The organism is Nonomuraea sp. NPDC054003 (genome assembly GCF_055585125.1).
In genome coordinates, this window is the sequence record NZ_JBVJKR010000004.1 from 520380 (window position 1) to 545779 (window position 25400).

Genomic DNA, 25400 nt, shown 5'->3' on the forward strand with positions numbered 1-25400 from the left:
GCCGCTCGCGCGGCGATCTCATCATGCAGGATGAAACGGCCGGAGTTCCGACCCGAAGGGGGCCGCATGGCGGGTGTCAAGGACGTCGGGGATCTCATGCACCGGACCTTCTTCCGGACGCTGTCCCTGCTGGGCTCCCGCGGTCAGGGAGCCCTCCTGCGCCGCTACTTCGACTGGTGGCACCGCAACCCCGACCCCTGGCACATGGGCACGGACGCGTACGAGCAGGCCAAGTACGCGGCCACCCTCGCGCAGATCCCCGACCGCCCCTACGGGCGGATCCTGGAGGTCGGGTGCAGCGAGGGCGTCTTCACGAAACTGCTGACCGAGGCCTACCCCGACGCCGACATCACCGGGCTCGACATCTCGGAGCGGGCGCTGTCCAGGGCGGCCGAGCGGGTGGAGAAGGCGTCCGGCCGCACCAGGCTGCTGGCCGCCGACATCCTCACCTTCACCTCTGAACACCGCTACGACCTGGTGTTCTGCGCGGAGACGCTCTACTACCTGGGCCGCCGCGACCGGCTGAGGCGGGCCAGCGAGCAGCTGGCCGGGCTGCTCGGTCCCGGCGGCGTGCTGGTGCTGGTGCATCCGTGGCCGGAGGCGAGGCGGCTGCACCGGTTCGTGCACGCGAGCCCGCTGTCCCAGGTGAGCGAGCGGGTGGAGACCACGGCGCACCGGCCGTTCTCGGTGTGCGTCTATCAGGCGCGGCCGACCGGCTCGACCGGCGCCGCCTGAACCTCCGGCGCCCGCGTCACCCGCGCCAGCGCCACCGTGCCCAGCGCCGCGAGGCCGAGGGCCGCGCCGATCCAGCCGATCGACCCGTACCCGAACCCCGCCGCCAGCGCCAGCCCGCCCAGCCAGGGGCCCACGGTGATGCCGGTGTTGAAGGCCGCCACGTTCACCGCCGCCGCCAGCGCCGGCGCGCCCGCGGCCAGCGCGAACACGCGGGTGTTGAGCGCCGGGTTGACGGCGAAGCCGAACCCGCCCAGCAGGAACGCCAGCGGCACCACCGCCCACGCCACCTCCGCGCCCAGCGCGATCCCGGCCGACACCAGTGTCACTCCGGACAGTCCGGTGAACAGCAGGGCGAACGGCCGGGAGTCGGCCACCCGGCCGCCGAGCGTGATCCCGATCAGCGAGCCCAGCCCGTACAGGGCGAGGACGCCCGCGACCCAGGCCGGCGCCAGGCCCGTGGTGTCGACGAGCAGCGCGGCGAGGTAGGCGAAGACGACCAGCAGGGCGGCGGTGGAGACGGCGGTGGTGGCGCAGGCGAGCCACACCTGCGGCCGGGCGAGCGCGCGCACCTGGGCGCGCAGCGGCAGTTCCCCGCCCGCCGGCGGCTCCGGGCGGGCGGCCGGGACGGTGGCGAGCACGCCGGCCGCGGCGAGCGCCGACAGCGCGGCCACGGCCCAGAAGACGGCACGCCAGCCCAGGCTCTGCCCCACGAGGGTGCCCGCCGGCAGGCCGACCAGGGTCGCCACGGTGAGCCCGCCCGCCACCACGCTCATCGCCCGCCCCCGGGCGCTGACCGGCACCAGGCCGATCGCCGTCACGGCCGCCACCGCCCAGAATCCGGCGTACACGAAGGCCCCCGCCACGCGGGTCGCGAGCAGCACCCCATAGGAGGAGGTCAGCGCCCCCACCACGTGGGTGACGGCGAACACCGCCATGAACGCCAGCAGCGCGTCGCGGCGCGGCCAGCGCAGGGTCAGCACGGCCAGCACCGGGGCGCCCACCAGCATCCCCAGCGCGAACCCGGAGATCAGCAGGCCCGCCTCCGGCACGGACACGCCCAGGTCGGCGGCCATCTCCGGCAGCAACCCTGCGAGCATCAGCTCCGACGTCCCCTGGGCGAAGATGGCCACGCCCAGGACGTAGACGGCCAGCGGCACAATGATCACTCCAATTTTAGATAGATCAGTACAAAACAAGGGCGGGAAAAGCTCAGAAGGCCCGCAGCGCGGTCGTGGCGATCGCCTCCAGCGCCGCCCGGTCGCCGCCGCCGCGAGCGGCCACCCGCATGCCGCCGACCGTGGCCATGAGGAAGTGCGCGAGCGCGCAGGGATCCCGGTCGGGGCCCAGCTCGCCCTCGGCGCGCGCCGCCGCGAACGCGTCACGCAGCCTGGCCACCCGCTCCTCCTGGTGGCGCCTGGCCGGCTCGGCCAGCTCGGGGTCGCGCGGCCCCAGCTCCACCAGGGTGTTGACCACCATGCAGCCCGGCGGCTCGCCCTCGGGGCTGTCGACCGCGTACCACAGCAGGGTGCGCACCTTCTCCCTGATCGGCAGCTCGCTGTCCAGCAGCTCCGCCAGCTCGGCGTCCTTGCGCTCCATGTAGCGCCGCAGCGCCTTCAGGAAAAGCTCGCGCTTGCTCTCGAAGGCGTTGTAGACGCTGCTGCGGCCCAGCCCGGTGGCCGCGCACAGGTCCTGCGTCGAGGTCGCCTCGTAGCCGGACTCCCAGAACGCCCGCATGGCCGCCTCGACGGCCTGCTCCTCCTCGAACGTCCTCGGTCGTGCCATGTTCCGTACGGTAGCGTTTTGGACTGATCTGTGCAATACGGGAATCCGCCATACGAGTCGGCGGGCGGCCCCATGGTCGCGGCACCCGCGCCCGCCTAGCGTGAGAACACATGATCACCCTTGACCGGCTCACCAAGCGGTACGGCGAGCGCACCGCCGTCGACGGCCTCACCCTCCAGGTGAAGCCCGGCGCCGTCACCGGCTTCCTCGGCCCGAACGGCGCGGGCAAGTCCACCACGATGCGCATGATCCTCGGACTCGACCGGCCCACCTCCGGCACCGCGCTCGTCGGCGGCACCCCGTACCACCGGCTGGACAGGCCGCTGCGCACGGTCGGCGCGCTGCTCGACGCCCGCGCCGCGCACCCCGGACGCAGCGGCAGGGCCCACCTGCTGGCCCTCGCCCGCGCCAACGGCATCCCCGCCGCGCGCGTCACGCGGGTGCTCGAACGGGTCGGGCTGGCCACGGTGGCCGGCAAGCGGGCCGGCACGTACTCGCTGGGCATGAGCCAGCGCCTGGGGATAGCGGCGGCGCTGCTCGGCGACCCCGAGGTGCTGATGTTCGACGAGCCCGTCAACGGGCTGGACCCGGACGGGGTGCGCTGGGTACGCGAGCTGATGCGGTCGCTCGCCGCCGAGGGCCGCACCGTGTTCGTCTCCAGCCACCTGATGAGCGAGATGCAGCTCACCGCCGACCACCTCGTGGTGATCGGCAAGGGACGACTGCTCGCGGACGCGCCGCTGTCGCGGCTCCTGGCGGCCACCGAGGTGCTGGTCCGCAGCCCGCACGCGGGCGACCTGGCCGACCGCCTGACCGCCGCCGGCCTGACGGCCGTCCGGCGCGGCGAGAACGAGCTGGTCGTGACCGGCGCGACCGTGGAACGGGTCGGTGACCTCGCCCACGAGGCGGGCGTGCGGTTGCACGGGCTGAGCCCTCGCGAACCCTCGCTGGAACAGGCCTTCCAGGAGCTCACGGCCGGCAGCGTTGAGTACGGGGTGACCCGATGAGGGACGCGATGGCGGCCGAATGGGTCAAACTCCGGTCGATCCGCTCCACCTGGCTCTGCCTGGCCGCGGGCGTCGTGGTCAGCGTGCTCGGCGCGATCACGCTGGGCGGCGCGGCGGCGATGGAGAGCGAGCACGTCCAGGCGACCGAGCCCGTCGTGTCGGTGATCCTGTTCTCCCAGTACGCGGCCATCGCGCTGGCCGTGCTGGCCGTCACCACCGAGTACGCCTCCGGCACCATCAGGCCCACCCTGCAGGCCGTGCCGGTGCGCGGGCGGATGCTCGCGGCCAAGTCGCTCGTGGTGGCTCCCGTGCTGTTCGCCGCCGGAGTGCTGACCGGGGCGGCCGCCGCGCTGGCCACCTACCTGGTGCTGCTCGCGCCGGTGTTCCGCTCGGCGCCCGCGCTCGCGCCCGCCGAGACCGCGGCCGACCTGCTGCGGCTCGGCGTCTTCCACGCGCTGGTCGGGGTGCTGGCGGTGGGGGTGAGCGCGGCGCTGCGCGGCTCGGCGGGGTCGCTCGCGGCGCTGTTCATGGCGACGCTCGGGCTGCCGCTGCTGCTGGTGATGACGGGCGTCCCCGCCGCGGTGGAGGTGTCGCTGCGGCTGCCGACGTTCGCCGGGATGGCGTTCCTGGGAAGCACCGACAACCTCACCGGCGGGCCGCTCCCTTACCCGCCGGGCGAGGGCCTGGCCTGGCTCGCCGCCTGGACCGCGCTGGCCGTGGCCGCGGGCTACGCGGTGCTGCGCCGGCGCGACGCCTAGACTGCGCAGCCGTGGACGTCATGCTGCGCAGGCTCGCCGGGGTGCTGGCCGGGGCGGTCACCGGGGGAGCCGAGCTGCTGCTCCTCGCGCTGGCCTGGCCCGCCCGCGCCCGCTGGGCGCCGCGGCTGGTGGCGCTGGAACGCGCCCGGCTGCGGGCCCTGCTCGGGTACGACGCCGAGGCCGGCACGGCGGGCACCGGCTACCTCGCGGCCCGCGCGGTCACCGGCCTGGCCGGCGGCTACCTGACACTGGCGCTCGGCTTCGTCGGCGCGCTGTTCCTGGCCGGCGCCGGATGGGCCGTGGTGACCGGGTCGGCCACCCCGGTGGTGCTGCGCTTCCCCGGCATCAACCTCACCACCGACAGCCTGATCATCGGCCTGGCCTGCGCCGCCGTCCTGCTGGCCCTGACCGCGCTCTGCTGCTGGGCGACGGTGGCCGCCGAGCGCCGCCTGGCCGCCCGCTTCCTCGGCCCCGGGGTCCAGGAACAGATGAGGCGGCGCATCGCCGAGCTGACCACGACCCGGTCCGGCATCGTCCGCGCCGTCGACGACGAGCGGCGCCGCATCGAGCGCGACCTGCACGACGGCGTGCAGCAGCGCGGCGTCGCCCTGGCCATGCTGCTCGGCCGCGCCCGTCACAGCCCCGCCGACGCCCCGGCCCTGGTCGACCAGGCCTACGCCGAGTCCCGCCGGCTGCTCGACGAGCTGCGCAGCGTCGCCTGGCGCGTCTACCCGACCGCGCTCGACGAGCTGGGGCTGCGCGCCGCGCTGGCCGGCGTGGCCGAGCGCTCGCCCGTACCCGTGACCGTGCACTACGGGCTCGGCGACCGGCCGGCGCCGCAGGTGGAGACCGCGCTCTACTTCGTCGCCCGGGAGGCGATCACCAACGCGGTCAAGCACGCCCGCGCCCGTGACATCCTGGTCGTGCTCGGCGAGGACGGGAAGGCGGTGCGCGTGGACATCTCCGACGACGGCCAGGGCGGGGCCGACCCCTCCGGCGGCGGCCTGTCCGGGCTGGCCCGCCGGGTGCTCGCCCTCGACGGCGCGTTCGAGGTGGCGAGCCCCGCGGGCGGCGGCACCCGGGTGACCGCGGTTCTGCCCAAGGAGGGGGCGTGCGGCTGATCCTGGCTGACGACGCCGTGCTGCTGCGCGAAGGGCTGGCCCGCCTGCTCCAGGACGCCGGCCACGAGGTCGTGGCCGCGGTCGGCGACGCGCCCGCCCTGGTCGACGCCGTCGCCGCCGACCGGCCCGACGTGGCCGTGGTCGACGTGCGCATGCCGCCGACCCACACCGACGACGGCCTGCGCGCCGCGCTGCGCATCCGCGAGAGCTGGCCCGAGGTGGGCGTGCTGGTGCTGTCGCAGTACGTCGACAAGACCTACGCCGCCCAGCTGCTCGCCGGGTCCGGCGACCGGCTGGGCTACCTGCTCAAGGACCGGGTGTCGGAGGTGGCCGAGTTCCTCGGCTCGCTGGAACGGGTGCACGCCGGCGGCACCGTCATCGACCCCGAGGTGGTCCGCCAGCTCCTGGCCCGCACCAGCCGCGCCGACCCGCTGCGCTGGCTCACCGGCCGCGAGCGCGAGGTCCTGCACCGCCTGGCGCAGGGTTACGCCAACGGGGCGATCGCCGAAGGCCTGCACGTATCATTGAGCACGGTCGAGAAACACATCCAAGCCATCTTCGACAAGCTGGAGCTGCCGGCCACCCCCGCCTACAGCCGGAGGGTGCTGGCCATCCTGCGCTATCTGGACGACTGACCCGGGGGCGACGACGCGCGTGCACGATCTGAAAGCCGACTGCGCGAGCTGCTCCGGGCTGTGCTGCGTGGCGCTGCCCTTCTCCCGCTCCGCCGACTTCGCCGTCGACAAGGCGGCCGGCGAGCCGTGCCGCAACCTCCGCGACGACTTCCGCTGCGGCATCCACCGCGACCTGCGCCGCGAAGGCTTCCCCGGCTGCGTGGCCTACGACTGCTTCGGCGCCGGCCAGAAGGTCACCCAGGTCGTGTACGCGGGTCGCGACTGGCGGCGGCGGCCCGGGTCCGCCCGCGAGATGTTCGCCGTCTTCCCCGTGGTGCGGCAGCTCCACGAGCTGCTGTGGTACCTCACCGAGGCGCTCGCGCTCCCCGCCGCCCGCTCCCTCCACGCCGACCTGCGCGCGCTCCTGGACGAGACCGGGCGGCTCACCCGCGCCACCCCGCAGGAGATCCTCGCCGCCGACGTGGCCGCCTGCCGCGAGCGGGTCAACCCGCTGCTGCTGCGCGCCAGCGAGCTGGCCCGGGCCGGGCTGCGCGGCAAGAAGCGCAGGGGCGCCGACCTCATGGGCGCCAACCTCAAGGGCGCCGACCTGCGTGGCGCCGACCTGCGCGGCGCCTACCTCATCGGCGCCCAGCTCAAGGGCGCCGACCTGCGGCAGGCCGACCTGATCGGGGCCGACCTGCGCGCCGCCGACCTCAGCGGCGCCGACCTCACCGGCAGCCTCTTCCTCACCCGGTCCCAGATCGGCTCCGCCCAGGGCGACACCGCCACCAGGCTGCCGCCCGCCCTCGACCGTCCCGCCCACTGGAGCGGTCGATAACCGGTTGACCCACCGGGTTCCGGCACCCTGTTCGCCCGGGCGCGGGCGGACGAGGTGGAGGCCGAGTTCCTGGCGCGACGATCAGGCGTCCAGCCGGTAGAAGCGGAAGAAGTCGTGCTCCACCGGCAGCACGGTGCAGCGGCCGAAGCCGGCGGCGGCCGCGTGCTCCCGCACCGCGCCCGCGCGGATCACCGTGCCGGTCGCGGCCGTCGGCCGGTCCACGAGCTGGGTGGGCAGGCAGTGCGTGACGCTCCACCCGTACATCAGGCGCTCCACCTGGTCGCCCGGCGCGGTGAACGTGTCCGCCACCCGCTCGTCGCCGACCAGGACCGCGCCGCCGCGGGCGAGGGCGTCGCGCATCGCGCGCAGCGCCTCCACCGGCTGCGCCATGTCGTGCAGCGCCTCCAGGATGACGACCAGGTCGTACGGACCGGTCTCGGGCAGCCGGGCCACGTCGGCATGCAGCACCCTGATCCGGCCGTCGAGCCCGGCCTCCGCGGCGTTGGCCCGCGCGTCGGCGACGGAGGCGTCGTCCAGGTCCACGCCGTCCACCCGGGCGTTCGGGAACGCGCGGGCCAGCGCGAGCGTGGACCAGCCCTGGCCGCAGCCGACGTCGGCGATGCGCGGGCGGGGCGCCGCGTGCAGCCGCTCGACCACGTCGGGCATGGCCTGAAGCCACTCGCCGGTCAGGTCGTGGGTGAACGCGGGCCGGTTGATGTGGCCCTGCCCGTGCCGGAACGCGCGCCCGTACGAGGAGTAGGGAACGCCCGTGCCGGTGCGGTACGCGTGCGCGACCAGGTCCAGCACGCCGCCGATGCCGGCCAGCAGATGCCCGAACGGGGCAACGTAGGCCGGGTCGTCGGCGTGCACCAGCACGCGGGCGTGCTCGGGCGGCAGGGCGAAACGGCGCTCGCCGCCGGGCGGCTCCTCCACGTCCAGCAGCCCGGCCACGGCCTGCTGCTCCAGCCACTCGCGGGCGTACCTGGGCGTGATGCCGGCGCCGTGGGCGAGCTCGACCGGCGTGAGCGGGCCCTGCTCGTGCAGCACCCGGTACAGGCCCAGTTCGGTGCCCAGATAGACCGAATAGAGCTCCAGGGCGCCGACGGTGCCCTCGAACAACCGGTCCACCAGCCGGTCGGTGCGGTCGGTGTCCAGGCTCAGGTCGGTGGTCATCGCAGGTCTCGCTTTCTCCAGTGAACGATCGCGAGATCAGGATCGGTCCCTCTGATCTGGGAAAACAGGGAAAAGTACGTGTATCAGGCGAGTTCCTTCCCTGACGGCTCCCGCGTTCTCCAGGTTAGGACGAGTGTGTTCGGGACTTGCTCGGGGGCGGGCGCCTGCGTCGCCGGCCGCATGGAGCTGTTCATGTCTACGTCGTGGGCGGTCGCTCGCTGGAACCTGTGGGATTCGCCGGAAGACGGCTGATGCTCCAGGATGCTCCGCTTTTGCGGGAGAGTCTCCCGTTATGCTCCCGGCATGGATGTGCTGTCGGACGCGGTCACGGCCGCGCGGGTGGGCCGCCCGCACTCCAGCCGCCTCGTTGGGAAGGCGCCCTTCGCCGAGGACTTCCCAGCAGGGGAGGGCTGCGCCGGGTTCCACGTCGTGCTGCAGGGCTCGTGCCTGCTGCTGCCCCGCGAGGCGGAGCCGGTGCCGCTCGGGGTGGGCGACGTGGTGTTCCTGCCCACGGCCGCCGCGCACGGGCTGGCCTCCGCTCCCGCCACGCCGCCCGGCGGGACCGTCGCCCTGCTGTGCGGCGGCTACCCGATGGACCAGGACCGGGTGCACCCGCTGCTCACCGAACTGCCCGAGATCGTCCACCTGCCCGCGAAGGTGGGCCGCGATCCGTCGCTGCAAGCGGTCGTCGAACTGCTCGCCCAGGAACTCGACCGAGCGCCGACCACCGAGGGCGACGCCCTGCCTCTGCTGTCCAGCCAGGCGCGGGGCGTCGACGGTGACGGCCTGCCGGTGCTGTCCGGCCAGGAGGATGGCCGGGTGCCTGCCCTCGGGGGTGGCGCGCCCGGTGGTGATGCCGCTCTGCCTGCGCTGCTCGATCTGTTGCTGCTCTACATCCTGCGGGCCTGGCTGGCCGAGCAGTCCGGCGGGTGGGCGGCGGCCCTGCGTGATCCCGCCGTGGACGCGGCCCTGCGCGCCGTCCACGCCGAACCGGCCAGGCCGTGGACCGTCGAGGCGCTGGGCAGGCAGGGCGGGCTGTCCAGGGCGGCGTTCGCCAGGAGGTTCGCCGCGCTGGTGGGGCGGCCGCCGCTGGCCTATCTCACCTGGTGGCGCCTCACCAGCGCGGCCCGCCTGCTCCGCGACACCGACGAGCCGCTCACGGCCATCGCCGCCCAGGTCGGCTACGGCTCCGAGCACGCCCTCGCGCACGCGTTCAAGCGCGAGTACGGTCTCGCCCCGGGCGCCTACCGCCGCACCACCCCCTCACATAACCCAGTACGAACTTTCCGGGACGGAATTGGCTGGTCAGAGCAATAGGAGGGGCGTGCGGCGAGTGCCGACCGGGATCTGGCCGGTCATAGCCTGCGGCGGGTGCCAAGGGCGGGCTGGCCAGATCTTGCGGGGGTCCGGTACGGAAGTCTGAGGGCGGGCGCGGGTGAGTGTCCGGACGGGAGTGGCCGGTCACTCGTTCGCGATCGTCTATCTCTGAGAGAAGGCGTTCACGCCGGTGAGTTCCGCTGAGAGGTGCCACAGGCGGGCGGCCTCGTCGGGGTCCGTCGCGTGGGGGCGGACGCCCGGGCCCGGGGCGGTCCCGTCCGCCTGGGGGGCGACGTCGCAGTCCTCCAGGTAGAGGCCGCCCAGGCCGTCGAGCCGAGGCGAGGTCGCCGCCCACACCTGGGTGGACGCCCCCTGCTCCGGCGTCTTGAAGCTGTCGGCGACCTGGTTGCCGTCCTCGTCGATCCAGCCGGCCGCCACCATCTCCGCCTTGGGCAGGTGCCGCTGGAGCGGGGTGAGGATGCCGCCCGGGTGCAGGGCGAAGGCGCGCACCCCGTACGGAGCCGCGAGCCTGTCCAGGTGGACGGCGAACAGCACGTTGGCGGTCTTGGCCTGCCCGTACGCCAGCCACTTCTCATACCCGGTGGTGAGATGCACGTCGTCCCAGCGGATGCCGGTCATGCGGTGGGCGTTCGACGACACCGACACCACCCGTCCGCCGCCGCGCCGGATCGCCGGCCAGAGCCGGTTGACCAGCGCGTAGTGGCCCAGGTGGTTGGTGGCGAACTGCAGCTCCCAGCCGGGCCCGACCCGCGTCTCGGGGGCGGCCATCACCGCCGCGCTGTTGATCATGATGTGCACGTCCCGGCCGGAGCCGAGGAAGCGCTCGGCGAAGTCGCGTACGCTGCCGAGGTCGGCCAGGTCGAGCGCGTCCACCTCGACCCCGGCGACCCCGGCGACCGCCTCCGCGGCGTGCTCGGGCCGCCTGGCGGGCACCACGACCCGGGCGCCCGCCTCCGCGAGCGCCCGCGTGGTCTCCAGGCCGAGCCCCGAGTAGCCGCCCGTGACGATCGCCAGCTTCCCGGTCAGGTCGATGCCGCGCAGCACCTCGCGCGCGGTGCTGCGGGCGCCGAAGCCGGATCCGATGCTCTGTTGCGCTGTGGTCATGTCCGCGACGTTACGGAATGGAGCGCACTCCAGGTCAAGTCGGGGGCTCGTACGGCCGAGCCGTCCGAAGCCGCGCGCTGGGGGAGGGGAGTGGGTGTACGGGAGGTGCTAGGAAGCGACGAGCCCGCACGACCTGGGGCGGGTGCGCCGCGGCGGCGTCACCGGTGCTGCCCGGCGACACGGGTGTCGCCTACGTGGCGGGGGAGGCGCGCACATCACTGGTTCGCGAGCGCAACCGGCCGCGGAAGTCAGGCCGTTCTGGGCACCACTGACTCAGGTCAGCCGGCCCACGTGCGCGAGCGCCTGCTTGAGCAGCACGCCCTGGCCGCCCGTCATCTCCTGCTGCACCATCGGCGAGGCCGCCTCCTCCGGCGTGAACCACACGAGGTCGAGCGCGTCCTGCCGGGGGCGGCAGTCGCCGCGGACCGGCACGATGTAGGCCAGCGAGACGGCGTGCTGGCGCGGGTCGTGGTAGGGCGTCACGCCGGGCGTCGGGAAGTATTCGGCGACCGTGAACGGCACCGGCGACACGGGCAGGCTGGGCAGCGCGACCGGGCCGAGGTCCTTCTCCAGGTGACGCAGGAGGGCGTCGCGGACGCGCTCGTGGTAGAGCACCCGCCCGGAGACCAGGGCCCTGCTGACGGTCCCGTCCGCGGCGATGCGGAGCAGCAGCCCGACGCGGGTCACGGCGCCCGTGTCGTCCACCCGCACCGGCACCGCGTCGACGTACAGGATCGGCATGCGGCCGCGCATCGACTCGAGCTCCTCGGGAGCGAGCCAGCCGGGCGAGGTCTCGGTTATCTCGGTCACTAGCTGATCGTACTGTCCGCCGGATCGTCGCCGGTCAGCGGGCGAAGCCGCCAGATGTCGGGCACGACGCCCGCCCGCGCGCCGATCGGCGCATACCCTGGGAATCATGGAGGCACTGGCCGAACGGCTGTCGCAGCTGGACACGCAGGTCGAAGGCGCGCTCCGGGTCGTCATGTTCTACGACACGCTGATGCGCCGCCGGGTGGACCTGCCCGCGCTGGCCCGGGCCTCGGCCGGCCTGGCCGGGTGCGTGGCGGGCATCCGGCTCCACGGCACGGGACGGGTCATCCGCGTCGCGGACGACGGCATGCCGGCGCGCGGCCCGGTCGCCCCGGCGTCCAGCTCGGCGCCGATCACCCTCGACGACGAGGAGATCGGCACGGTCTGGCTGGAGCGCCCCGGCCCGCCGAAGTCCCTGGACGAGGTGGTGCTGGACCGGCTGGCCATCGCCGCCGCGACGGTCGTCGAGAAGTACGGCCCGGCCCGCACCACGATGGCCGATCCCGCGCTCGTCGAGCTGGTGATCAGCTCCGACAGCGACGAGGCGGCCAGGGCGCGGGCGCTGCGCCTGCTGGGCTTCGCCGCCGACCTGCCCGTCCGCGCCGTCGCCGTGCGGTCGCGGCTCCCGCTCGACCGTGTCGGCGGCCTGATCTGCCCGGCCCGCCCGGTGAAGGCCGCGCCCCTCGCCGACGTGGGCGTCATCCTGGCCACCACCGTCGACCTGGCTCGCTTCCCGGCGGGCGTGCGGGCGGGCGTCGGCACGGCCGAAAGCCCCGACCGGTCCTGGGCGCGGGCCCGCACCGCCCTGCGCTTCGCCACGCCGCGCCGGCCGGTCGTCCACCACGACGACCTGGGCGCGCTGGCGCTCCTGGCCGAGATCCCCGCGGACTCCCTGCGCGGCAACCCCGACGTGGCCGCGATCACCCTCCTGGCCGGCAGTCCCGAGGACCTGGAGACGCTCGACGCCTACTGCGCCACCGGCTCCCTGCGCCAGGCCGCCGACCTTCTCCACCTGCACCACAGCAGCGTCGCGCGCCGCCTCGAAGCGCTCGGCAGGACTCTGGGCATCGAGCTCGGCGACCCCGCCGGGCTGACCCGGGCCAGGCTCGCCCTCACCGCGTGGCGGCTGCTCGACGGCTGAGTAGCGGGCGGCGACGCGGGAAGGACCGTTCCGTCATGGTGAGAGACGGTGTCTGGTGGCACGTGTACCCGCTCGGATTCACCGGCGCGGAGCCCGCGGCTCCGCCGCCCGGCACGCCGGTGCGCCATCGCCTGCGGCGGCTGGAGGGGTGGCTCGACTACGCCGCCGAGCTGGGCTGCTCGGTCCTGCAGCTCGGGCCGATCTTCGCGTCCGAGACGCACGGGTACGACACGCTGGACCATTTCCGCGTGGACCCGAGACTCGGCGACGAGGCGGACTTCGACCGGCTGGTGCGCGCGGCCCGCGAGCGCGGCCTGCTGATCGTCCTGGACGGGGTGTTCAACCATGTGGGCCGGGGCCATCCGAAGTTCGGCGACCCGCGCTTCGCGCACTGGTTCGTGCCCGAAGGCGGCGGTCACGCCACGTTCGAGGGCCACTCCGGGCTCGTCACCCTCAACCACGACCACCCCGAGGTCCTCGACCACGTGGTCCGCGTCATGGACCACTGGCTGAGCCGCGGCGCGTCCGGATGGCGGCTGGACGCCGCGTACGCGATGCCCGCCGCGTTCTGGCGCGAGGCGCTCGCCCGGGTGCGCCCGCGCCACCCCGGCGCCTGGTTCGTCGGCGAGGTGATCCACGGCGACTACGCGGGCTACGTGGCGGAGAGCGGGCTGGACTCGGTCACCCAGTACGAGCTGTGGAAGGCGATCTGGAGCTCGCTGAACGACGGCAACTTCTACGAGCTGGCCTGGGCGGTGGACCGGCACGACGCCCTGCTGGAGTCGTTCGAGCCGCTCACGTTCGTCGGCAACCACGACGTGACCAGGCTGGCCACCCGCCTGGCCGACGAGCGCCACCTGGGCCACGCGCTCGCCGTGCTCTTCACCGTGGGCGGGGTCCCGAGCGTCTACTACGGCGACGAGCAGGGCTTCCGCGGGCTGAAGGAGGACCGGCCGGGCGGCGACGACGCCGTCAGGCCCGCCTTCCCCGCCGGTCCCGCGGAGCTCGATCCGGCGGGGTGGCCGGTCTACCGGCTGCACCAGCGGCTCATCGGGCTGCGACGCCGCCACCCGTGGCTGGCCCGGGCCCGCACGGCCGTGCCCCATCTGACCAACACGGCCGTGGCCCTGGAGAGCACGGGTGCAGGCAGGCTGCTCACCCTGCTGAACACCGGCCCGGAGCCGTACCGGTTCCCCCTGGACACCTCGGGCCTCGCGGTCGCCGAGAGCTCGCACCCCGACGGCGCCGATCCCCTTCTCGTGCCCGCGCACGGCTGGACCGTCCTCACGGGCAGTGGTCGTACGTGTCCGTCCGGGCACCCTCGGTGATCATCGGACATGCCTGACGGACCCTAGCCCCGCCGGAACGTCTCGGCGTAGCCGTGCAGCGCCTCGACCGCGGCCGCCACGCTCGCGCCCGGCGGCCGCACCACGAACGAGGTGACGCCCGCCTCCGCCAGGCGGCCCAGGTGGTCGCGGTGCTCCTCGGCGGAACCGCCGTCGATCATGTAGCGGTGCGCCTGCGTGCGCACCTGCACCTCGACGGCCCTGCCGGCCAGCTCACACACCTCCTCGACGTGCCGGGCGAGCTGCTCCACCGTGGTGATCGCCGCGGTGCGGGCGGTACGGGCGAGCTCCCCGTCCGTCATGAACGGGCTCCAGCCCTGGTTGCGAGCGGCCCGGCGGCGGGCCAGCGCGCTGTTGCCGCCGATCCAGATGGGCGGCCCGCCCGGCGTGAGCGGAGCCGGCAGGGCGGCCACGTCACGGCCTTCGAACAGCGGCCCCCTGTGGTCGAACGGCACCTTCCCCCACACGCCCCGCAGCACCTCGATCGACTCGTCGAAGCGGGCGTTGCGCCCGGCCATGTCCACGCCCATCGCCAGGAACTCCGAGCGCAGGTAACCGGCCCCGGCGACCACGGTCAGCCGCCCCTCGGACAGCAGGTCGACCGTGGTCAGGCTCTTGGCCAGCAGGAACGGGTTGTGGTACGGGAGCACGAGCAGATGGGTCATCAGCCGGATCCGCTCCGACACGGCGGCGCAGTAGCTCAGCGCGGCGATCGGGTCGAGGGCCTCGTGCCCGCCGGAGTCCAGCCACTTCTTCGACGGCGCCGGGTGCTCGGTGAACCCGACGGCGGCGAATCCCGCCTCCTCCGCCGCCCGCACGACGCGGCGCATCCCGCCGGGGCGGACGAGGGCGGGGTCGTAGCCGGGCGCGCTGATCGGGTACTCGACGGTGAACTTCACGGGGGCTCCTACGGGCTCCTGGTGGGGAGCTTGGCGTTCTGGTCAATCATTACATTGATACACCAAACAGTGGCGACATGTCGCGCTCCGGGATGGCGACCTTGTCGTGATCTACTTTGTAAAGGCGCTGGGCCGGAAGCAACCCCGATATCACAAACATCAGAACAACACCATCCGCGACCAGTGCGCGAAGTTATTGAGAATTCTAGGTTTCCGCGACTTAGGGCATCAATTGCCGCACAGAACGTCATTGGGCCTCCCTGGTGCCGATGATTCTTCTTACGATCACATCGGCCAACACGATCTATGAAGGGATCGCGCATGACGATCGAGATCAGGAAGGTCGAAGAAGTCGAGACCACAGGTAACAGCAACAGCTGCTGAACTGTCGCGGGGCCCTCTTTGCGAGGGCCCCGCCTTCGTGCTTACGGGAGTCTTCTTCATGCCCAGGATTCAGGTGAATCCGGCTTTTCCCCTTTTCATTGATGATTTGCGTGAGCGGGTGCGGCTGGGGGATTTCCCGCCGACGGGCCTGGTCCTCGACCCGGCGGCGGCGCCGTTGCGCCGGCTGATCCGGCTGTGCGCCCGTGAGCCGGTGGAGCGGGCCGATCTGTACGCGCTGCTCGGCGAGGTGCCTCCGGCCGAGATCGACGCGGCCGTGGCGCGGCTGCTGGAGGCGCGCATCCTGGTCACCGCCGACGATCTCGACGCGCTGGCGGCCGACGCGGGGCTCTCCCGGTTCGCGCTGTTCCTGTCGATGTTCCGGCCGGCCGCCGAGGTGACGGCCGTGCTCGGCGAGCTGCGGCGTACGCATGTGGCGGTGCTCGGCGCGGGGGCGATCGGGGGCGCCGTCGCGCTGCAACTGGCGACCAGCGGGGTGGGGCGGTTGACGCTGGTCGACGACGACCGGGTGGAGGCGAGCAACCTGCATCGCCAGTACCTGTACACGGCCGGGGACGTGGGTGAGCTCAAGACGGTGGCGGCGGCGCGGCGGTTGCGGGCGCACCGTCCCGGTGTGCGGGTGGACACGGTCGAGCGGCGCATCGGCGGGCCGCGGGACGTGGTGGTGGCCGCCGATCTGGTGGTCAGCACGGTGGACACGCCGCAGCCGCACATCGCGCGCTGGGTGAACCGGGCGTGTGTGGAGGCGGGGGTGCCGTTCGTGACGGGCGGGTTCAACCAGCACGTGGGGCTGGTGGGGCCGCTCGTCGTGCCCGGCAAGACGGGTTGCCTGTCGTGTCAGGAGCGTTCGCTGGCCGCCCGTTACGGCCGGACGGAGTTGCCCACCGGGGACAACCCGGGGCGGGTGATCCCGTCGTTCGGGCCGTTGTGCCAGATCGTGGCCGGGATGCTGGCCTCGGAGGTGCTCCGCTATCTGACGGGTGCGGGCACGCCGGCGGTGGAGGGCCGGAGCGTGTGGCTCGATCTGCTGACGTTGACGACCACGACGAGGGAGTTCCACCGGTATGACCGGTGCGGGGTCTGCGGGTGAACACCGATCTGTCGTTCCTGACGGTGGTGGCTGACGGGCCGGACGACTACGTGATCGGCAACGGGGAGACGTTCGTGCACGTGCCGGCGGTGGCGGCGGCGGTGGTGTCGGCGCTCGACGGCACGCGGACGGTGGCGCAGGCGCGTGAGCGGGTGCGGGCCGAGCGGGGGGTGGACGTGGACGTGGCCGCCTTCGTCGGCGGCTTGGCGGACGCGGGGTTGACGACGCGGCCGGAGCGGCGGCCGAACGTGTGGGACCGGATCCGGCCGCGGCAGGTGGCCTGGTTCTTCTCCCGTCCGGCCGACGTCGTGCTGGTGCTGCTCACGGGGTGTGCGGTGGCCGCCGCGGTGGCCGAGCCGAGGGCGCGGCCCGGGGTGTCGTCGCTGGTATGGCCGGGCAGTCTGTCGTTCACGCTGGCGTTCGCGGCGGGGTCGTGGGCGCTGGTGCTGCTGCACGAGCTGGGGCATGTGGCCGCCGCGCGGTCGCTGGGCGTGCGGGCGGAGTTGTCGCTGGGTACGCGGTTGCAGTTCCTGGTGGTGCAGACGCGGATCACCGGGGTGTGGGGGGTGCCGCGGCGGGCGCGCTATCGCGCTCATCTGGCGGGGATGCGGGTGGACTGGGTGCTGATCTGCGGGTCGGCGTGCGTGCTGTACGTGACCGAGTCGGCGCCGGCGCGGCTGGTGATGGTGATCTGTCTGGCGCAGGTGGTCTGGCAGTTCCTGTTCTTCATGCGTACGGATGTGTACTACGTCTTCGCGAACGCGACGGGGAACAAGAATTTGATGGCGGACGCGCAGGCGTATCTGCGTGGGCGGGGTGGTGGGGCCCGGCGGAGTGTGCGGGTGTACGCGTGGTTCGTGGTTGTGGGGCGGGTGCTGGGGTTGGCGTTTTTCGCCCTTTATACGGTGCCGATCACGGTGGCGGTGGTTCGCCGGGCGATGGGGGAGTTGGCTTCGGGGGCATTGTGGGAACCGGTGGCCGCGCTCGTGGTGATCGCTGCGGGTTGGGTGCTTTATCTGGTGATTCTGGTCCGCCGTTTCTTGGGGTGGGTGCGGAATTTGTCCTGACAGACTGTGAAAAGCACAGTTTTCAACTATGTCAGGAAAAATCGGGACGTCCGCTGTCGGTCGGCGCCCCGCGTGCGGCCCCCCGCCCCCCGCCCCGCGGATCCCGCATGCGCCGGGGGCGGGCCACGAAGATGATCGTTGTTTGATCCTTATTGATGGGACTAAAGACCCTTAAGTGGGCATGGTGCAGTCCAGAAGACTGGGGTGGCCCTAGCGTCCGACCGGAGGTGGTCCCCGCCATGCCTGCCGCACCGTCCCCCGCCGCGGTCACGTCCACGGCGAGCCGTGTGACCGCGCTGATCCTGGCCACGATCGCGTTCGCGGTGAACTTCTGGGCCTGGGCGCTGCTGAGCCCGCTCGGCCCCGTCTACCAGCGGTCCCTGGGGCTGAGCGCCACCGCGGTGTCGGTGCTGGTGGCCGTGCCGGTGATCGTCGGGTCGCTGGGCCGCATCGTGCTCGGCGCGCTGACCGACCGTTACGGCGGCCGGCTGGTGTTCGGCGTGACGACGCTGATCGGCGTGATCCCCGTCGTCTTCCTCGCCTTCGTGGAGACGTACTCGCTGCTGCTGGTGGGCGGGTTGCTGCTGGGCCTGACCGGTGCGACGTTCGCGATCGGCGTCCCGTTCGTCAACGCCTGGTTCCCGCCGGAGCGGCGTGGCCTGGCGCTGGGCGTCTTCGGCATGGGCAACATCGGCACCGCCATCTCCGGGTTCGCCACCCCGTGGCTGGCCGACGAGTTCGGCCGGCGCGCCCCCTTCTACGTGGTCGCGGCGGCGCTCGCGGTGACGGGCGTGGTCTTCCTGCTGGTGGGGCGGGACGCCCCCGGCGTGAAGCCGGCCGCGGAGCCGTTCCTCAAGAGGTTCACCGCCGCCGCCCGGATGCGGGTCACGGTGGAGCTGGCGGGGATGTACGCGCTCACCTTCGGTGGTTTCGTCGCGTTCGGCGTCTACCTGCCGCTGTATCTGCAGAGCGTGTACGGGCTGACGGTGGCGGACGCGGCGGCCCGCGCGGCGGGGTTCGTGGTGCTGGCCACGCTCGCCCGCCCGGTGGGCGGCTGGCTGTCGGACCGGGTCGGCGGCGAGTCCGTGCTGGCGTACGTGCTGGCGGTGGTGTTCGCGTGCGCGATCGTGGTCTCGTTCGCGCCCGGGATGCCGGTCGCCACGGTCGGCTTCCTGGCGATGGCGGCGGCGCTCGGGCTGGGCAACGGCGCGGTGTTCGCCATCCTGGGCCGGTCCGTCCCGGTCGCGATGGTCGGCAGCGCCACCGGTGTGGTGGGCGCGGCCGGCGGCCTCGGCGGGTTCCTGCCGCCGATCGTGATGGGGCTGATCTTTCAGGCGACGGGCTCGTACTCGATCGGGTTGATGCTGCTGGCCGCCATGGCTTTCGGCGCCTTCGTCTACTGCTGGTTCATCCTGCGCCCCCGCGCGCACCCCTAACAGAAAGAGAGCCACATGTCGGGCATGGACGGGCCTCTCACCGATGCCCTGCTCCGGCTGGGACGTTATCTGCACCCCGGCACGATGTCCCCTGACCTGCGAACACTGCACCAGATCGGCGGCCGTCAGGCCGACGCGTTCTACCGTGACCGGTGGAGTCACGACAAGGTCGTGCGGTCGACGCACGGCGTGAACTGCACCGGTTCCTGCTCGTGGAAGGTGTACGTCAAGGAGGGCGTGATCACCTGGGAGGCGCAGCAGACGGACTACCCGAGCGTGGGCGGGGACCGGCCGGAGTACGAGCCGCGCGGCTGCCCGCGCGGGGCCGCCTTCTCCTGGTACACCTACTCGCCGACCCGGGTGCGTTTCCCGTACGCGCGCGGCGTGCTGGTGTCGATGTACCGGGAGGCGAAGGCGCGGCTGGGCGACCCGGTCGCGGCCTGGGCGGAGATCACCACCGATCCGGGCAAGCGCCACCGCTACCAGGCGGCGCGCGGCAAGGGCGGGCTGGTGCGGGTCTCCTGGGACGAGGCGACCGAGATGATCGCGGCCGCGCACGTGCACACGATCAAAACGTACGGGCCGGACCGGGTGGCGGGGTTCTCCCCGATCCCGGCCATGTCGATGGCCTCGCACGCGGTCGGTTCCCGGTTCGTCTCGCTGATCGGCGGGGCGATGCTGTCGTTCTACGACTGGTACGCCGACCTGCCGGTGGCCTCGCCGCAGGTGTTCGGCGACCAGACGGACGTGCCGGAGTCGGCCGACTGGTGGGACGCGTCGTACCTGATGCTGTGGGGCTCGAACGTGCCCGTCACCCGCACCCCGGACGCGCACTACATGACCGAGGCGCGCTACCGCGGGCAGAAGGTCGTGGTGATGTCGCCGGACTTCAGCGACGCCGCGAAGTTCGCCGACGAGTGGCTGGCCCCGCATCCGGGCACCGACGGGGCGCTGGCGATGGCGATGGGGCACGTGATCCTCAAGGAGTTCTTCGTCGACTCCGCCACCCCGTACTTCGCCGACTACGTGCGCCGCTACACGGATCTGCCGTTCCTGGTGCGGCTGCGCGAGCGCGAGCCCGGCCAGTACGTGCCGGACAAGTTCCTCACGGCCGCCGATCTCGGGCAGGAAGGTAAGGAGGCAGCGTTCAGCACGGCGGTGTGGGACGCGGACGCGGGTGAGGTCGCCGTCCCGAACGGCTCCCTCGGGTTCCGCTTCTCCGAGCAGGGCCAGGGCCGGTGGAACCTGGACCTGGGCGAGGTGTCGCCGGCGCTGACCATGCTCGACACGGGCGAGTCGGTCCCGGTGGGCCTGCCCCGTTTCGACGGGGCCGAGAGCGGCGTGCTGGAGCGCGGCGTGCCGGTGCGGCGCGTCGGCGACCACCTGGTGACGACGGTGTTCGACCTGCTGCTGGCCCAGTACGGGGTGCGCCGCGGCGGGCTGCCGGGCCGCTGGCCGCAGGGGTACGACGACGCGGGCGAGCCGTACACGCCGGCCTGGCAGGAGGCGATCACGTCGGTGCCGGCGGCGAAGGCGACGCGGATCGCCCGCGAGTTCGCCCGCAACGCCGACGAGTCCGGCGGCCGGTCGATGATCATCATGGGGGCCGGGGCGAACCACTGGTTCCATTCCGACACGATCTACCGGGCGTTCCTGGCGCTGGTGACGCTCACCGGCTGCCAGGGCGTCAACGGCGGCGGCTGGGCCCACTACGTCGGCCAGGAGAAGTGCCGGCCGGTCACCGGGTGGGCGCATCTGGCCTCGGGCGGCGACTGGTCGAGGCCGCCGCGCCAGATGATCGGCACCGCGTACTGGTATCTGCACACCGACCAGTGGCGTTACGACACCTACAAGGCGGACGTGGTGTCCTCGCCGCTGGGCGACGGCGTGTTCGCCGGCAAGACCACGGCGGACCTGCTGTCGCAGTCGGCGCGGCTGGGCTGGATGCCGTCGTACCCGACGTTCGGCCGCAACCCGCTCGACCTGGCGGACGAGGCGCGGGCCGCCGGGCAGGAGCCGGGCCCGTACATCGCGGAGAAGGTGGCCTCCGGTGAGCTGGGGTTCGCCTGCGAGGATCCGGACGCGCCGGAGAACTGGCCGCGGGTGCTGACCGTGTGGCGGGCCAACCTGCTGGGCTCCTCGGCGAAGGGCGACGAGTACTTCCTGCGCCACCTGCTCGGCACCGACGCCTCGCTGCGCGCGCGGGAGGCGGGGCCCGGCCAGCGGCCCGAGGGCGTCGCCTGGCGGGAGGAGGCGCCGCGGGGCAAGCTCGACCTGCTGCTGTCGCTCGACTTCCGGATGACCTCCACCACGCTGTTCTCCGACATCGTGCTGCCGGCCGCGACCTGGTACGAGAAGCACGACCTGTCCTCGACGGACATGCATCCGTTCGTGCACTCGTTCAACCCGGCGATCGACCCGCCGTGGCAGACCCGCAGCGACTTCACCGCCTTCCACACGATCGCCCGCGCCTTCAGCACGCTGGCCGCCGAGCACCTGGGCACGCGGACCGACCTGGTGGCGATGCCGCTGATCCACGACACCCCCGACGAGCTGGCCACCCCGCACGGGCGGGTGCGCGACTGGCGGCGGACCGGCGAGACGCCGACGCCGGGCCTGGACTTCCCGAAGATCGTCGAAGTGGAGCGGGACTACGCGGCCATCGCCGCGAAGATGGCCTCCCTCGGCCCGCTCGCCGAGCGGCTGGGCGCCACCACCAAGGGCATCACCTACGACCTGAGCGGCGAGATCGACCGGCTGCGGCGGATCAACGGGTCCACCGCGGACGGCCGGCCGTCGCTGGCGCGGGACGTGGACCTGTGCGAGGCCATCCTGGCCTTGTCGGGCACCACCAACGGGCGGCTGGCCGCGCAGGGGTTCGCCACGCTGTCGCGGCGCACCGGCACCTCCTTCGACGGGCTGGCCGAGGAGCACCGGCACATCACGTTCGCCGACACGCAGGCGCGCCCCGTCCCGGTGATCACCTCGCCGGAGTGGTCGGGCAGTGAGAGCGGCGGCCGCCGCTACTCGGCGTTCACGATCAACGTCGAGCATCGCAAGCCCTGGCACACCCTCACCGGGCGGCAGCACTTCTACCTGGACCACGACTGGATGCAGGAGGCGGGTGAGGCGCTGCCGGTCTACCGGCCGCCGCTGAACATGACGGCCATGTTCGGCGAGCCCGGGATCGGCGACTCGACGGCGGAGGGGATCACGGTGCGGTATCTGACGCCGCACTCCAAGTGGTCCATCCACTCCGAGTATCAGGACAACCTGCTCATGCTGACGCTGTCGCGCGGCGGGCCGAACATCTGGATGAGCCCCGCCGACGCGGCCAAGGCCGGCATCGCGGACAACGACTGGATCGAGGCGGTCAACCGCAACGGCGTGGTCGTGGCGCGCGCCGTCGTCTCCCACCGGATGCCCGAGGGGACCGTGTACATGTACCACGCGCAGGAGCGGGTGGTGGACGTGCCCAAGAGCGAGACGTCCGGCCGGCGCGGCGGCATCCACAACTCGCTCACCCGGCTGCTGGTCAAACCCACCCACCTCATCGGCGGCTACGCCCAGCTGTCGTTCGCGTTCAACTACCTCGGCCCCACCGGCAACCAGCGCGACGAGGTGACCGTGATCCGGCGGCGCTCCCAGGAGGTGGACTACTGATGAAGGTCATGGGCCAGCTGGCCATGGTGATGAACCTGGACAAGTGCATCGGCTGCCATACCTGTTCGGTCACGTGCAAGCAGGCGTGGACGAACCGGGCCGGCACCGAGTACGTCTGGTTCAACAACGTCGAGACCCGGCCGGGACAGGGCTACCCGCGCACCTACCAGGACCAGAAGAAGTGGCAGGGCGGGTGGGAGCTGAACTCGCGCGGCCGGCTCAAGCTGAAGGCCGGCGGGCGGCTGCGCAAGCTGCTGACGATCTTCGCGAACCCGCTGATGCCGTCCATCCAGGACTACTACGAGCCCTGGACGTACGACTACGACCGGCTGTTCTCCGCCCCCGCGACGGAGGACACCCCGGTCGCCCGCCCCAAGTCGCTCATCTCCGGCGAGCCCACCAAGATCACGTGGTCCGCGAACTGGGACGACGACCTGGGCGGCGGCCCCGAGCTGACCAAGGCCGACCCGGTGCTGCGCAAGGTGTCGGACCAGGTCAAGCTGGAGTTCGAGCGGGCGTTCATGTTCTACCTGCCGCGCATCTGCGAGCACTGCCTGAACCCCTCCTGCGTGGCCTCGTGCCCGTCGGGCGCGATGTACAAGCGCTCCGAGGACGGGATCGTCCTGGTCGACCAGGACCGCTGCCGCGGCTGGCGGATGTGCGTGACCGGCTGCCCGTACAAGAAGGTGTACTTCAACCACCGCACCGGCAAGGCGGAGAAGTGCACGTTCTGCTTCCCCCGGGTCGAGGTCGGCATCCCGACCGTCTGCTCCGAGACGTGCGTGGGGCGGCTGCGTTACATCGGGCTCATCCTGTACGACGCCGACCGGGTCGCCGAGGCGGCTCGGACGCCGGACGAGAAGGACCTGTACGAGGCGCAGAAGAGCGTGCTGCTCGACCCGAACGACCCGGAGGTGATCGCCGGCGCCCGCGCCTCGGGCATCCCGGAGGACTGGCTGGAGGCGGCCCGGCGCTCGCCCATCCACCAGCTCATCTTCGAGTACGGGGTCGCGCTGCCGCTGCATCCCGAGTACCGCACGATGCCGATGGTCTGGTACATCCCGCCGCTGTCGCCGGTCGTCGACGTGCTGTCCGAGACGGGGCACGACGGCGAGGAGGCCGGCAACCTGTTCGGCGCGATCGAGTCGCTGCGCATCCCCATCGGCTACCTGGCCGAGCTGTTCACCGCGGGCGATCCCGCGCCGGTCAGGCTGGTGCTGCGCCGCCTGGCGGCGATGCGCTCGTACATGCGCCGGCTCAACCTCGGCCAGGAGCCCGACGAGAGCATCGCCGAGGCGGTCGGCATGACCGGCGCCCAGATCGAGTCCATGCACCGGCTGCTGGCCCTGGCCCCCTACGGCGAGCGGTACGTCATCCCCAAGGCGCACGCCGAGCAGGCCGCCGACCTGGAGGAGCTCGCCACCGGGTGCAGCCTCGACTACGAGGGCGGCCCCGGCATGGGCGGGCCGTTCGGCGAGGCGTCCGGCATGCCCGCGCCGATCGCGGTCGAGAACTTCCACGCGCTGCGCGAGCGGCAGAGCGGGGACGAGCTGGAGCGGAGCGAGGACCTGCGCGGCCGGGTCAACCTCTTGAACTGGGACGGCAAGGGCACCCCCGAGGGCCTGTTCCCCCGGCGCGACAAGGAGGGCCAGTGATGGACCGCGCCGTCCACCTCACCGCGTCGGTGCTGCTCAGCTACCCCGACGAGCGGCTGGCCGAGGCGCTGCCGCTGCTGACGGAAACGGTCGGGACGCTGCCCGCGGGCGAGCCGGCGCGGCGGCTGCGCGCCTTCCTCGACCACGCCGCCGCCACACCGCAGCAGGACCTGGCCGAGCACTACGTGGCCACCTTCGACCTGAAGCGCCGCTGCTGCCCTTATCTGACCTACTACACCTACGGCGACACCAGGAAGCGCGGGATGGCGCTGCTGCGGTTCAAGCACGCCTTCCGCGAGGCCGGGTTCGAGCCCGCCGAGGGGGAGCTGCCCGACCATCTGGCGGTGGTGTGCGAGCTGTCCGCGCGCGGCGGCACCGCCCAGGCCTCCCGGCTGCTGCGCGAGCACCGGCCGGGCCTGGACCTGCTGTTGCGGGCGCTGGAGTCGGAGCGTTCCCCGTACGCGCACGTGGTCGCCGCGGTGCTGGCCACGCTGCCGCCCGCCACCGCCCGCGAGCGCGCCGCCGCCGCCAAGCTGGCCGCCGAGGGGCCGCCGGCCGAGGAGGTCGGCCTGCCGCCCTACCCGGTGAACGGGTCCGGTCCCGAGGCGGGGCCGACACCGTCGTTCCCGACCGATGGAGGATCCCGATGAACGCGCTCGACCTGCTGCTGTGGGTCGTGGCCCCGTACGTGGCGCTGACCGTCTTCGTGCTCGGCCACGTCTGGCGCTACCGCTACGACAAGTTCGGCTGGACCACGCGCTCCTCACAGCTGTACGAGTCGCGGCTGCTGCGCATCGGCAGCCCGATGTTCCACTTCGGCATCCTGGTCGTCATCCTCGGGCACGTGGGCGGGCTGGTGATCCCCAAGTCGTGGACCGAGGCGGTGGGCGTCACCGAGAGCATGTACCACGTGGTCGCGGTCGTGCTCGGCACCATCGCGGGCGTGTGCACGCTCGCCGGCCTGGCCATCCTCATCTACCGGCGGCGCACCGTCGGGCCCGTGTTCACCGCGACGACCCGCAACGACAAGCTCATGTACGCCGTCCTGGCCCTGGTGATCGTGCTCGGGCTGGCCGCCACCGTGGCCGCGAACGTGCTGGGCGGCGGCTACGACTACCGGGTCACGGTCTCGCCGTGGTTCCGCTCGGTCTTCGCCCTCCAGCCGCGGGCGGAGCTGATGGCCGGGGCGCCGCCGCTGTTCCAGCTGCACGCCTTCAGCGCGCTGGTGCTCTTCGCCATCTGGCCGTTCACCCGGCTGGTGCACATGCTCACCGCGCCCATCGGCTACCTGACCCGCCCGTACATCGTCTACCGCAGCCGCGAACCGGTCACCCGCACCCCCGGCTGGACGCCCACCACCAGAAGGTGAACGCAGCACAAATTCGGGACTAAAGGCCATCCGATCGGGGTCCTCCTCCCCG

The 25400-nt window shown here is 72.7% G+C and carries 22 protein-coding genes; 16 read left to right on the plus strand and 6 right to left on the minus strand.

All coding sequences use genetic code 11. The annotated features are described in order from the left end of the window. Positions 1-66: 66 nt before the first annotated feature. Positions 67-735, plus strand: a complete 669-nt coding sequence (locus ACZ6YG_RS13025) for a class I SAM-dependent methyltransferase (protein WP_466018077.1) — start codon at positions 67-69, stop codon at positions 733-735. Here the strand turns inward: ACZ6YG_RS13025 and ACZ6YG_RS13030 are convergent. Both ACZ6YG_RS13030 and ACZ6YG_RS13035 read right to left on the minus strand, forming a co-directional pair. After that, complete coding sequence (locus ACZ6YG_RS13030) at positions 699-1901, minus strand: Cmx/CmrA family chloramphenicol efflux MFS transporter (RefSeq protein WP_466018078.1); 1203 nt, start codon at positions 1899-1901, stop codon at positions 699-701. The genes ACZ6YG_RS13025 and ACZ6YG_RS13030 overlap by 37 nt on opposite strands. Before the next feature lie 43 nt (positions 1902-1944). Beyond that, on the minus strand, positions 1945-2517 hold the full coding sequence (locus ACZ6YG_RS13035) for a TetR/AcrR family transcriptional regulator (RefSeq protein WP_148031901.1): 573 nt from the start codon (positions 2515-2517) through the stop codon (positions 1945-1947). A gap of 110 nt (positions 2518-2627) precedes the next feature. Here ACZ6YG_RS13035 and ACZ6YG_RS13040 point away from each other — a divergent pair, with 110 nt between their 5' ends. The 5 genes from ACZ6YG_RS13040 to ACZ6YG_RS13060 are packed head-to-tail and all read left to right on the plus strand — an operon-like array spanning position 2628 to position 6855. Next, complete coding sequence (locus ACZ6YG_RS13040; protein ID WP_271278292.1) at positions 2628-3524, plus strand: ABC transporter ATP-binding protein; 897 nt, start codon at positions 2628-2630, stop codon at positions 3522-3524. Further along, positions 3521-4282: an ABC transporter permease gene (locus ACZ6YG_RS13045; protein ID WP_364236234.1), complete on the plus strand. Its 762-nt coding sequence runs from the start codon at positions 3521-3523 to the stop codon at positions 4280-4282. Before ACZ6YG_RS13040 ends, ACZ6YG_RS13045 begins: the two co-directional genes overlap by 4 nt. Positions 4283-4302: 20 nt before the next feature. Next, positions 4303-5403: a sensor histidine kinase gene (locus tag ACZ6YG_RS13050; RefSeq protein WP_466018170.1), complete on the plus strand. Its 1101-nt coding sequence runs from the start codon at positions 4303-4305 to the stop codon at positions 5401-5403. Next, positions 5394-6038 (plus strand): response regulator, encoded by a 645-nt coding sequence (locus ACZ6YG_RS13055; RefSeq protein WP_466018079.1) that lies wholly within the window; start codon positions 5394-5396, stop codon positions 6036-6038. Before ACZ6YG_RS13050 ends, ACZ6YG_RS13055 begins: the two co-directional genes overlap by 10 nt. A 19-nt stretch (positions 6039-6057) precedes the next feature. Continuing rightward, on the plus strand, positions 6058-6855 hold the full coding sequence (locus ACZ6YG_RS13060) for a pentapeptide repeat-containing protein (protein WP_466018080.1): 798 nt from the start codon (positions 6058-6060) through the stop codon (positions 6853-6855). Positions 6856-6936: 81 nt separating this feature from the next. On the opposite strand, the gene ACZ6YG_RS13065 is transcribed toward ACZ6YG_RS13060, so the two are convergent. Beyond that, positions 6937-8028: a class I SAM-dependent methyltransferase gene (locus ACZ6YG_RS13065; RefSeq protein ID WP_466018081.1), complete on the minus strand. Its 1092-nt coding sequence runs from the start codon at positions 8026-8028 to the stop codon at positions 6937-6939. 303 nt (positions 8029-8331) lie between these two features. Here ACZ6YG_RS13065 and ACZ6YG_RS13070 point away from each other — a divergent pair, with 303 nt between their 5' ends. Continuing rightward, entirely contained in the window at positions 8332-9345 is a 1014-nt protein-coding gene (locus tag ACZ6YG_RS13070; RefSeq protein WP_466018082.1) for an AraC family transcriptional regulator, read from the plus strand. A gap of 162 nt (positions 9346-9507) precedes the next feature. Here ACZ6YG_RS13070 and ACZ6YG_RS13075 read toward each other — a convergent pair whose 3' ends face one another. Continuing rightward, positions 9508-10470, minus strand: a complete 963-nt coding sequence (locus ACZ6YG_RS13075) for an SDR family NAD(P)-dependent oxidoreductase (protein WP_466018083.1) — start codon at positions 10468-10470, stop codon at positions 9508-9510. A 273-nt stretch (positions 10471-10743) separates the two neighbouring features. Continuing rightward, positions 10744-11280, minus strand: a complete 537-nt coding sequence (locus ACZ6YG_RS13080; RefSeq protein WP_466018084.1) for an NUDIX hydrolase family protein — start codon at positions 11278-11280, stop codon at positions 10744-10746. Between the two features lie 106 nt (positions 11281-11386). Between ACZ6YG_RS13080 and ACZ6YG_RS13085 the strand changes: the two genes are divergently transcribed. Both ACZ6YG_RS13085 and ACZ6YG_RS13090 read left to right on the plus strand, forming a co-directional pair. Next, positions 11387-12421 (plus strand): helix-turn-helix domain-containing protein, encoded by a 1035-nt coding sequence (locus ACZ6YG_RS13085; protein WP_466018085.1) that lies wholly within the window; start codon positions 11387-11389, stop codon positions 12419-12421. Between the two features lie 35 nt (positions 12422-12456). After that, the gene (locus ACZ6YG_RS13090; protein WP_466018086.1) at positions 12457-13749 is read left to right on the plus strand and encodes an alpha-amylase family protein; all 1293 of its coding nucleotides are present in this window, start codon (positions 12457-12459) and stop codon (positions 13747-13749) included. Between the two features lie 23 nt (positions 13750-13772). On the opposite strand, the gene ACZ6YG_RS13095 is transcribed toward ACZ6YG_RS13090, so the two are convergent. Then, positions 13773-14666 carry a TIGR03619 family F420-dependent LLM class oxidoreductase gene (locus ACZ6YG_RS13095; protein WP_466018087.1) on the minus strand — a complete coding sequence of 298 codons (894 nt, stop codon included), beginning with the start codon at positions 14664-14666 and terminating at the stop codon, positions 13773-13775. 490 nt (positions 14667-15156) lie between these two features. Here ACZ6YG_RS13095 and ACZ6YG_RS13100 point away from each other — a divergent pair, with 490 nt between their 5' ends. The 7 genes from ACZ6YG_RS13100 to narI all read left to right on the plus strand — a co-directional run bounded on the left by ACZ6YG_RS13100 (position 15157) and on the right by narI (position 25348). Continuing rightward, positions 15157-16158, plus strand: a complete 1002-nt coding sequence (locus ACZ6YG_RS13100; RefSeq protein ID WP_148031889.1) for a TOMM precursor leader peptide-binding protein — start codon at positions 15157-15159, stop codon at positions 16156-16158. After that, positions 16155-17225: a hypothetical protein gene (locus tag ACZ6YG_RS13105; protein WP_466018088.1), complete on the plus strand. Its 1071-nt coding sequence runs from the start codon at positions 16155-16157 to the stop codon at positions 17223-17225. Before ACZ6YG_RS13100 ends, ACZ6YG_RS13105 begins: the two co-directional genes overlap by 4 nt. Before the next feature lie 239 nt (positions 17226-17464). Beyond that, positions 17465-18661, plus strand: a complete 1197-nt coding sequence (locus ACZ6YG_RS13110) for an MFS transporter (protein ID WP_271278282.1) — start codon at positions 17465-17467, stop codon at positions 18659-18661. Between the two features lie 15 nt (positions 18662-18676). Further along, complete coding sequence (locus ACZ6YG_RS13115; RefSeq protein WP_466018089.1) at positions 18677-22324, plus strand: nitrate reductase subunit alpha; 3648 nt, start codon at positions 18677-18679, stop codon at positions 22322-22324. Next, a complete protein-coding gene (narH, locus tag ACZ6YG_RS13120) occupies positions 22324-23979 on the plus strand; it encodes a nitrate reductase subunit beta (protein WP_466018090.1) in 1656 nt (551 codons plus the stop codon). The genes ACZ6YG_RS13115 and narH overlap by 1 nt, the downstream gene beginning before the upstream one ends. Beyond that, positions 23979-24629, plus strand: a complete 651-nt coding sequence (gene narJ, locus ACZ6YG_RS13125; RefSeq protein ID WP_148031884.1) for a nitrate reductase molybdenum cofactor assembly chaperone — start codon at positions 23979-23981, stop codon at positions 24627-24629. The genes narH and narJ overlap by 1 nt, the downstream gene beginning before the upstream one ends. Then, complete coding sequence (narI, locus tag ACZ6YG_RS13130; protein WP_148031883.1) at positions 24626-25348, plus strand: respiratory nitrate reductase subunit gamma; 723 nt, start codon at positions 24626-24628, stop codon at positions 25346-25348. Before narJ ends, narI begins: the two co-directional genes overlap by 4 nt. The last annotated feature ends 52 nt before the right edge of the window (positions 25349-25400 follow it).

Excerpts from the sequence above, each read along its gene's own strand:
- ACZ6YG_RS13025 (WP_466018077.1), top strand. The coding sequence starts at position 67 with ATGGCGGGTGTCAAGGACGTCGGGGATCTCATGCACCGGACCTTCTTC.
- ACZ6YG_RS13035 (WP_148031901.1), bottom strand. The coding sequence starts at position 2,517 with ATGGCACGACCGAGGACGTTCGAGGAGGAGCAGGCCGTCGAGGCGGCC.
- ACZ6YG_RS13040 (WP_271278292.1), top strand. The coding sequence starts at position 2,628 with ATGATCACCCTTGACCGGCTCACCAAGCGGTACGGCGAGCGCACCGCC.
- ACZ6YG_RS13045 (WP_364236234.1), top strand. The coding sequence starts at position 3,521 with ATGAGGGACGCGATGGCGGCCGAATGGGTCAAACTCCGGTCGATCCGC.
- ACZ6YG_RS13050 (WP_466018170.1), top strand. The coding sequence starts at position 4,303 with ATGCTGCGCAGGCTCGCCGGGGTGCTGGCCGGGGCGGTCACCGGGGGA.
- ACZ6YG_RS13065 (WP_466018081.1), bottom strand. The coding sequence starts at position 8,028 with ATGACCACCGACCTGAGCCTGGACACCGACCGCACCGACCGGCTGGTG.
- ACZ6YG_RS13070 (WP_466018082.1), top strand. The coding sequence starts at position 8,332 with ATGGATGTGCTGTCGGACGCGGTCACGGCCGCGCGGGTGGGCCGCCCG.
- ACZ6YG_RS13075 (WP_466018083.1), bottom strand. The coding sequence starts at position 10,470 with ATGACCACAGCGCAACAGAGCATCGGATCCGGCTTCGGCGCCCGCAGC.
- ACZ6YG_RS13085 (WP_466018085.1), top strand. The coding sequence starts at position 11,387 with ATGGAGGCACTGGCCGAACGGCTGTCGCAGCTGGACACGCAGGTCGAA.
- ACZ6YG_RS13090 (WP_466018086.1), top strand. The coding sequence starts at position 12,457 with ATGGTGAGAGACGGTGTCTGGTGGCACGTGTACCCGCTCGGATTCACC.
- ACZ6YG_RS13110 (WP_271278282.1), top strand. The coding sequence starts at position 17,465 with ATGCCTGCCGCACCGTCCCCCGCCGCGGTCACGTCCACGGCGAGCCGT.
- ACZ6YG_RS13115 (WP_466018089.1), top strand. The coding sequence starts at position 18,677 with ATGTCGGGCATGGACGGGCCTCTCACCGATGCCCTGCTCCGGCTGGGA.
- narH (WP_466018090.1), top strand. The coding sequence starts at position 22,324 with ATGAAGGTCATGGGCCAGCTGGCCATGGTGATGAACCTGGACAAGTGC.
- narJ (WP_148031884.1), top strand. The coding sequence starts at position 23,979 with ATGGACCGCGCCGTCCACCTCACCGCGTCGGTGCTGCTCAGCTACCCC.
- narI (WP_148031883.1), top strand. The coding sequence starts at position 24,626 with ATGAACGCGCTCGACCTGCTGCTGTGGGTCGTGGCCCCGTACGTGGCG.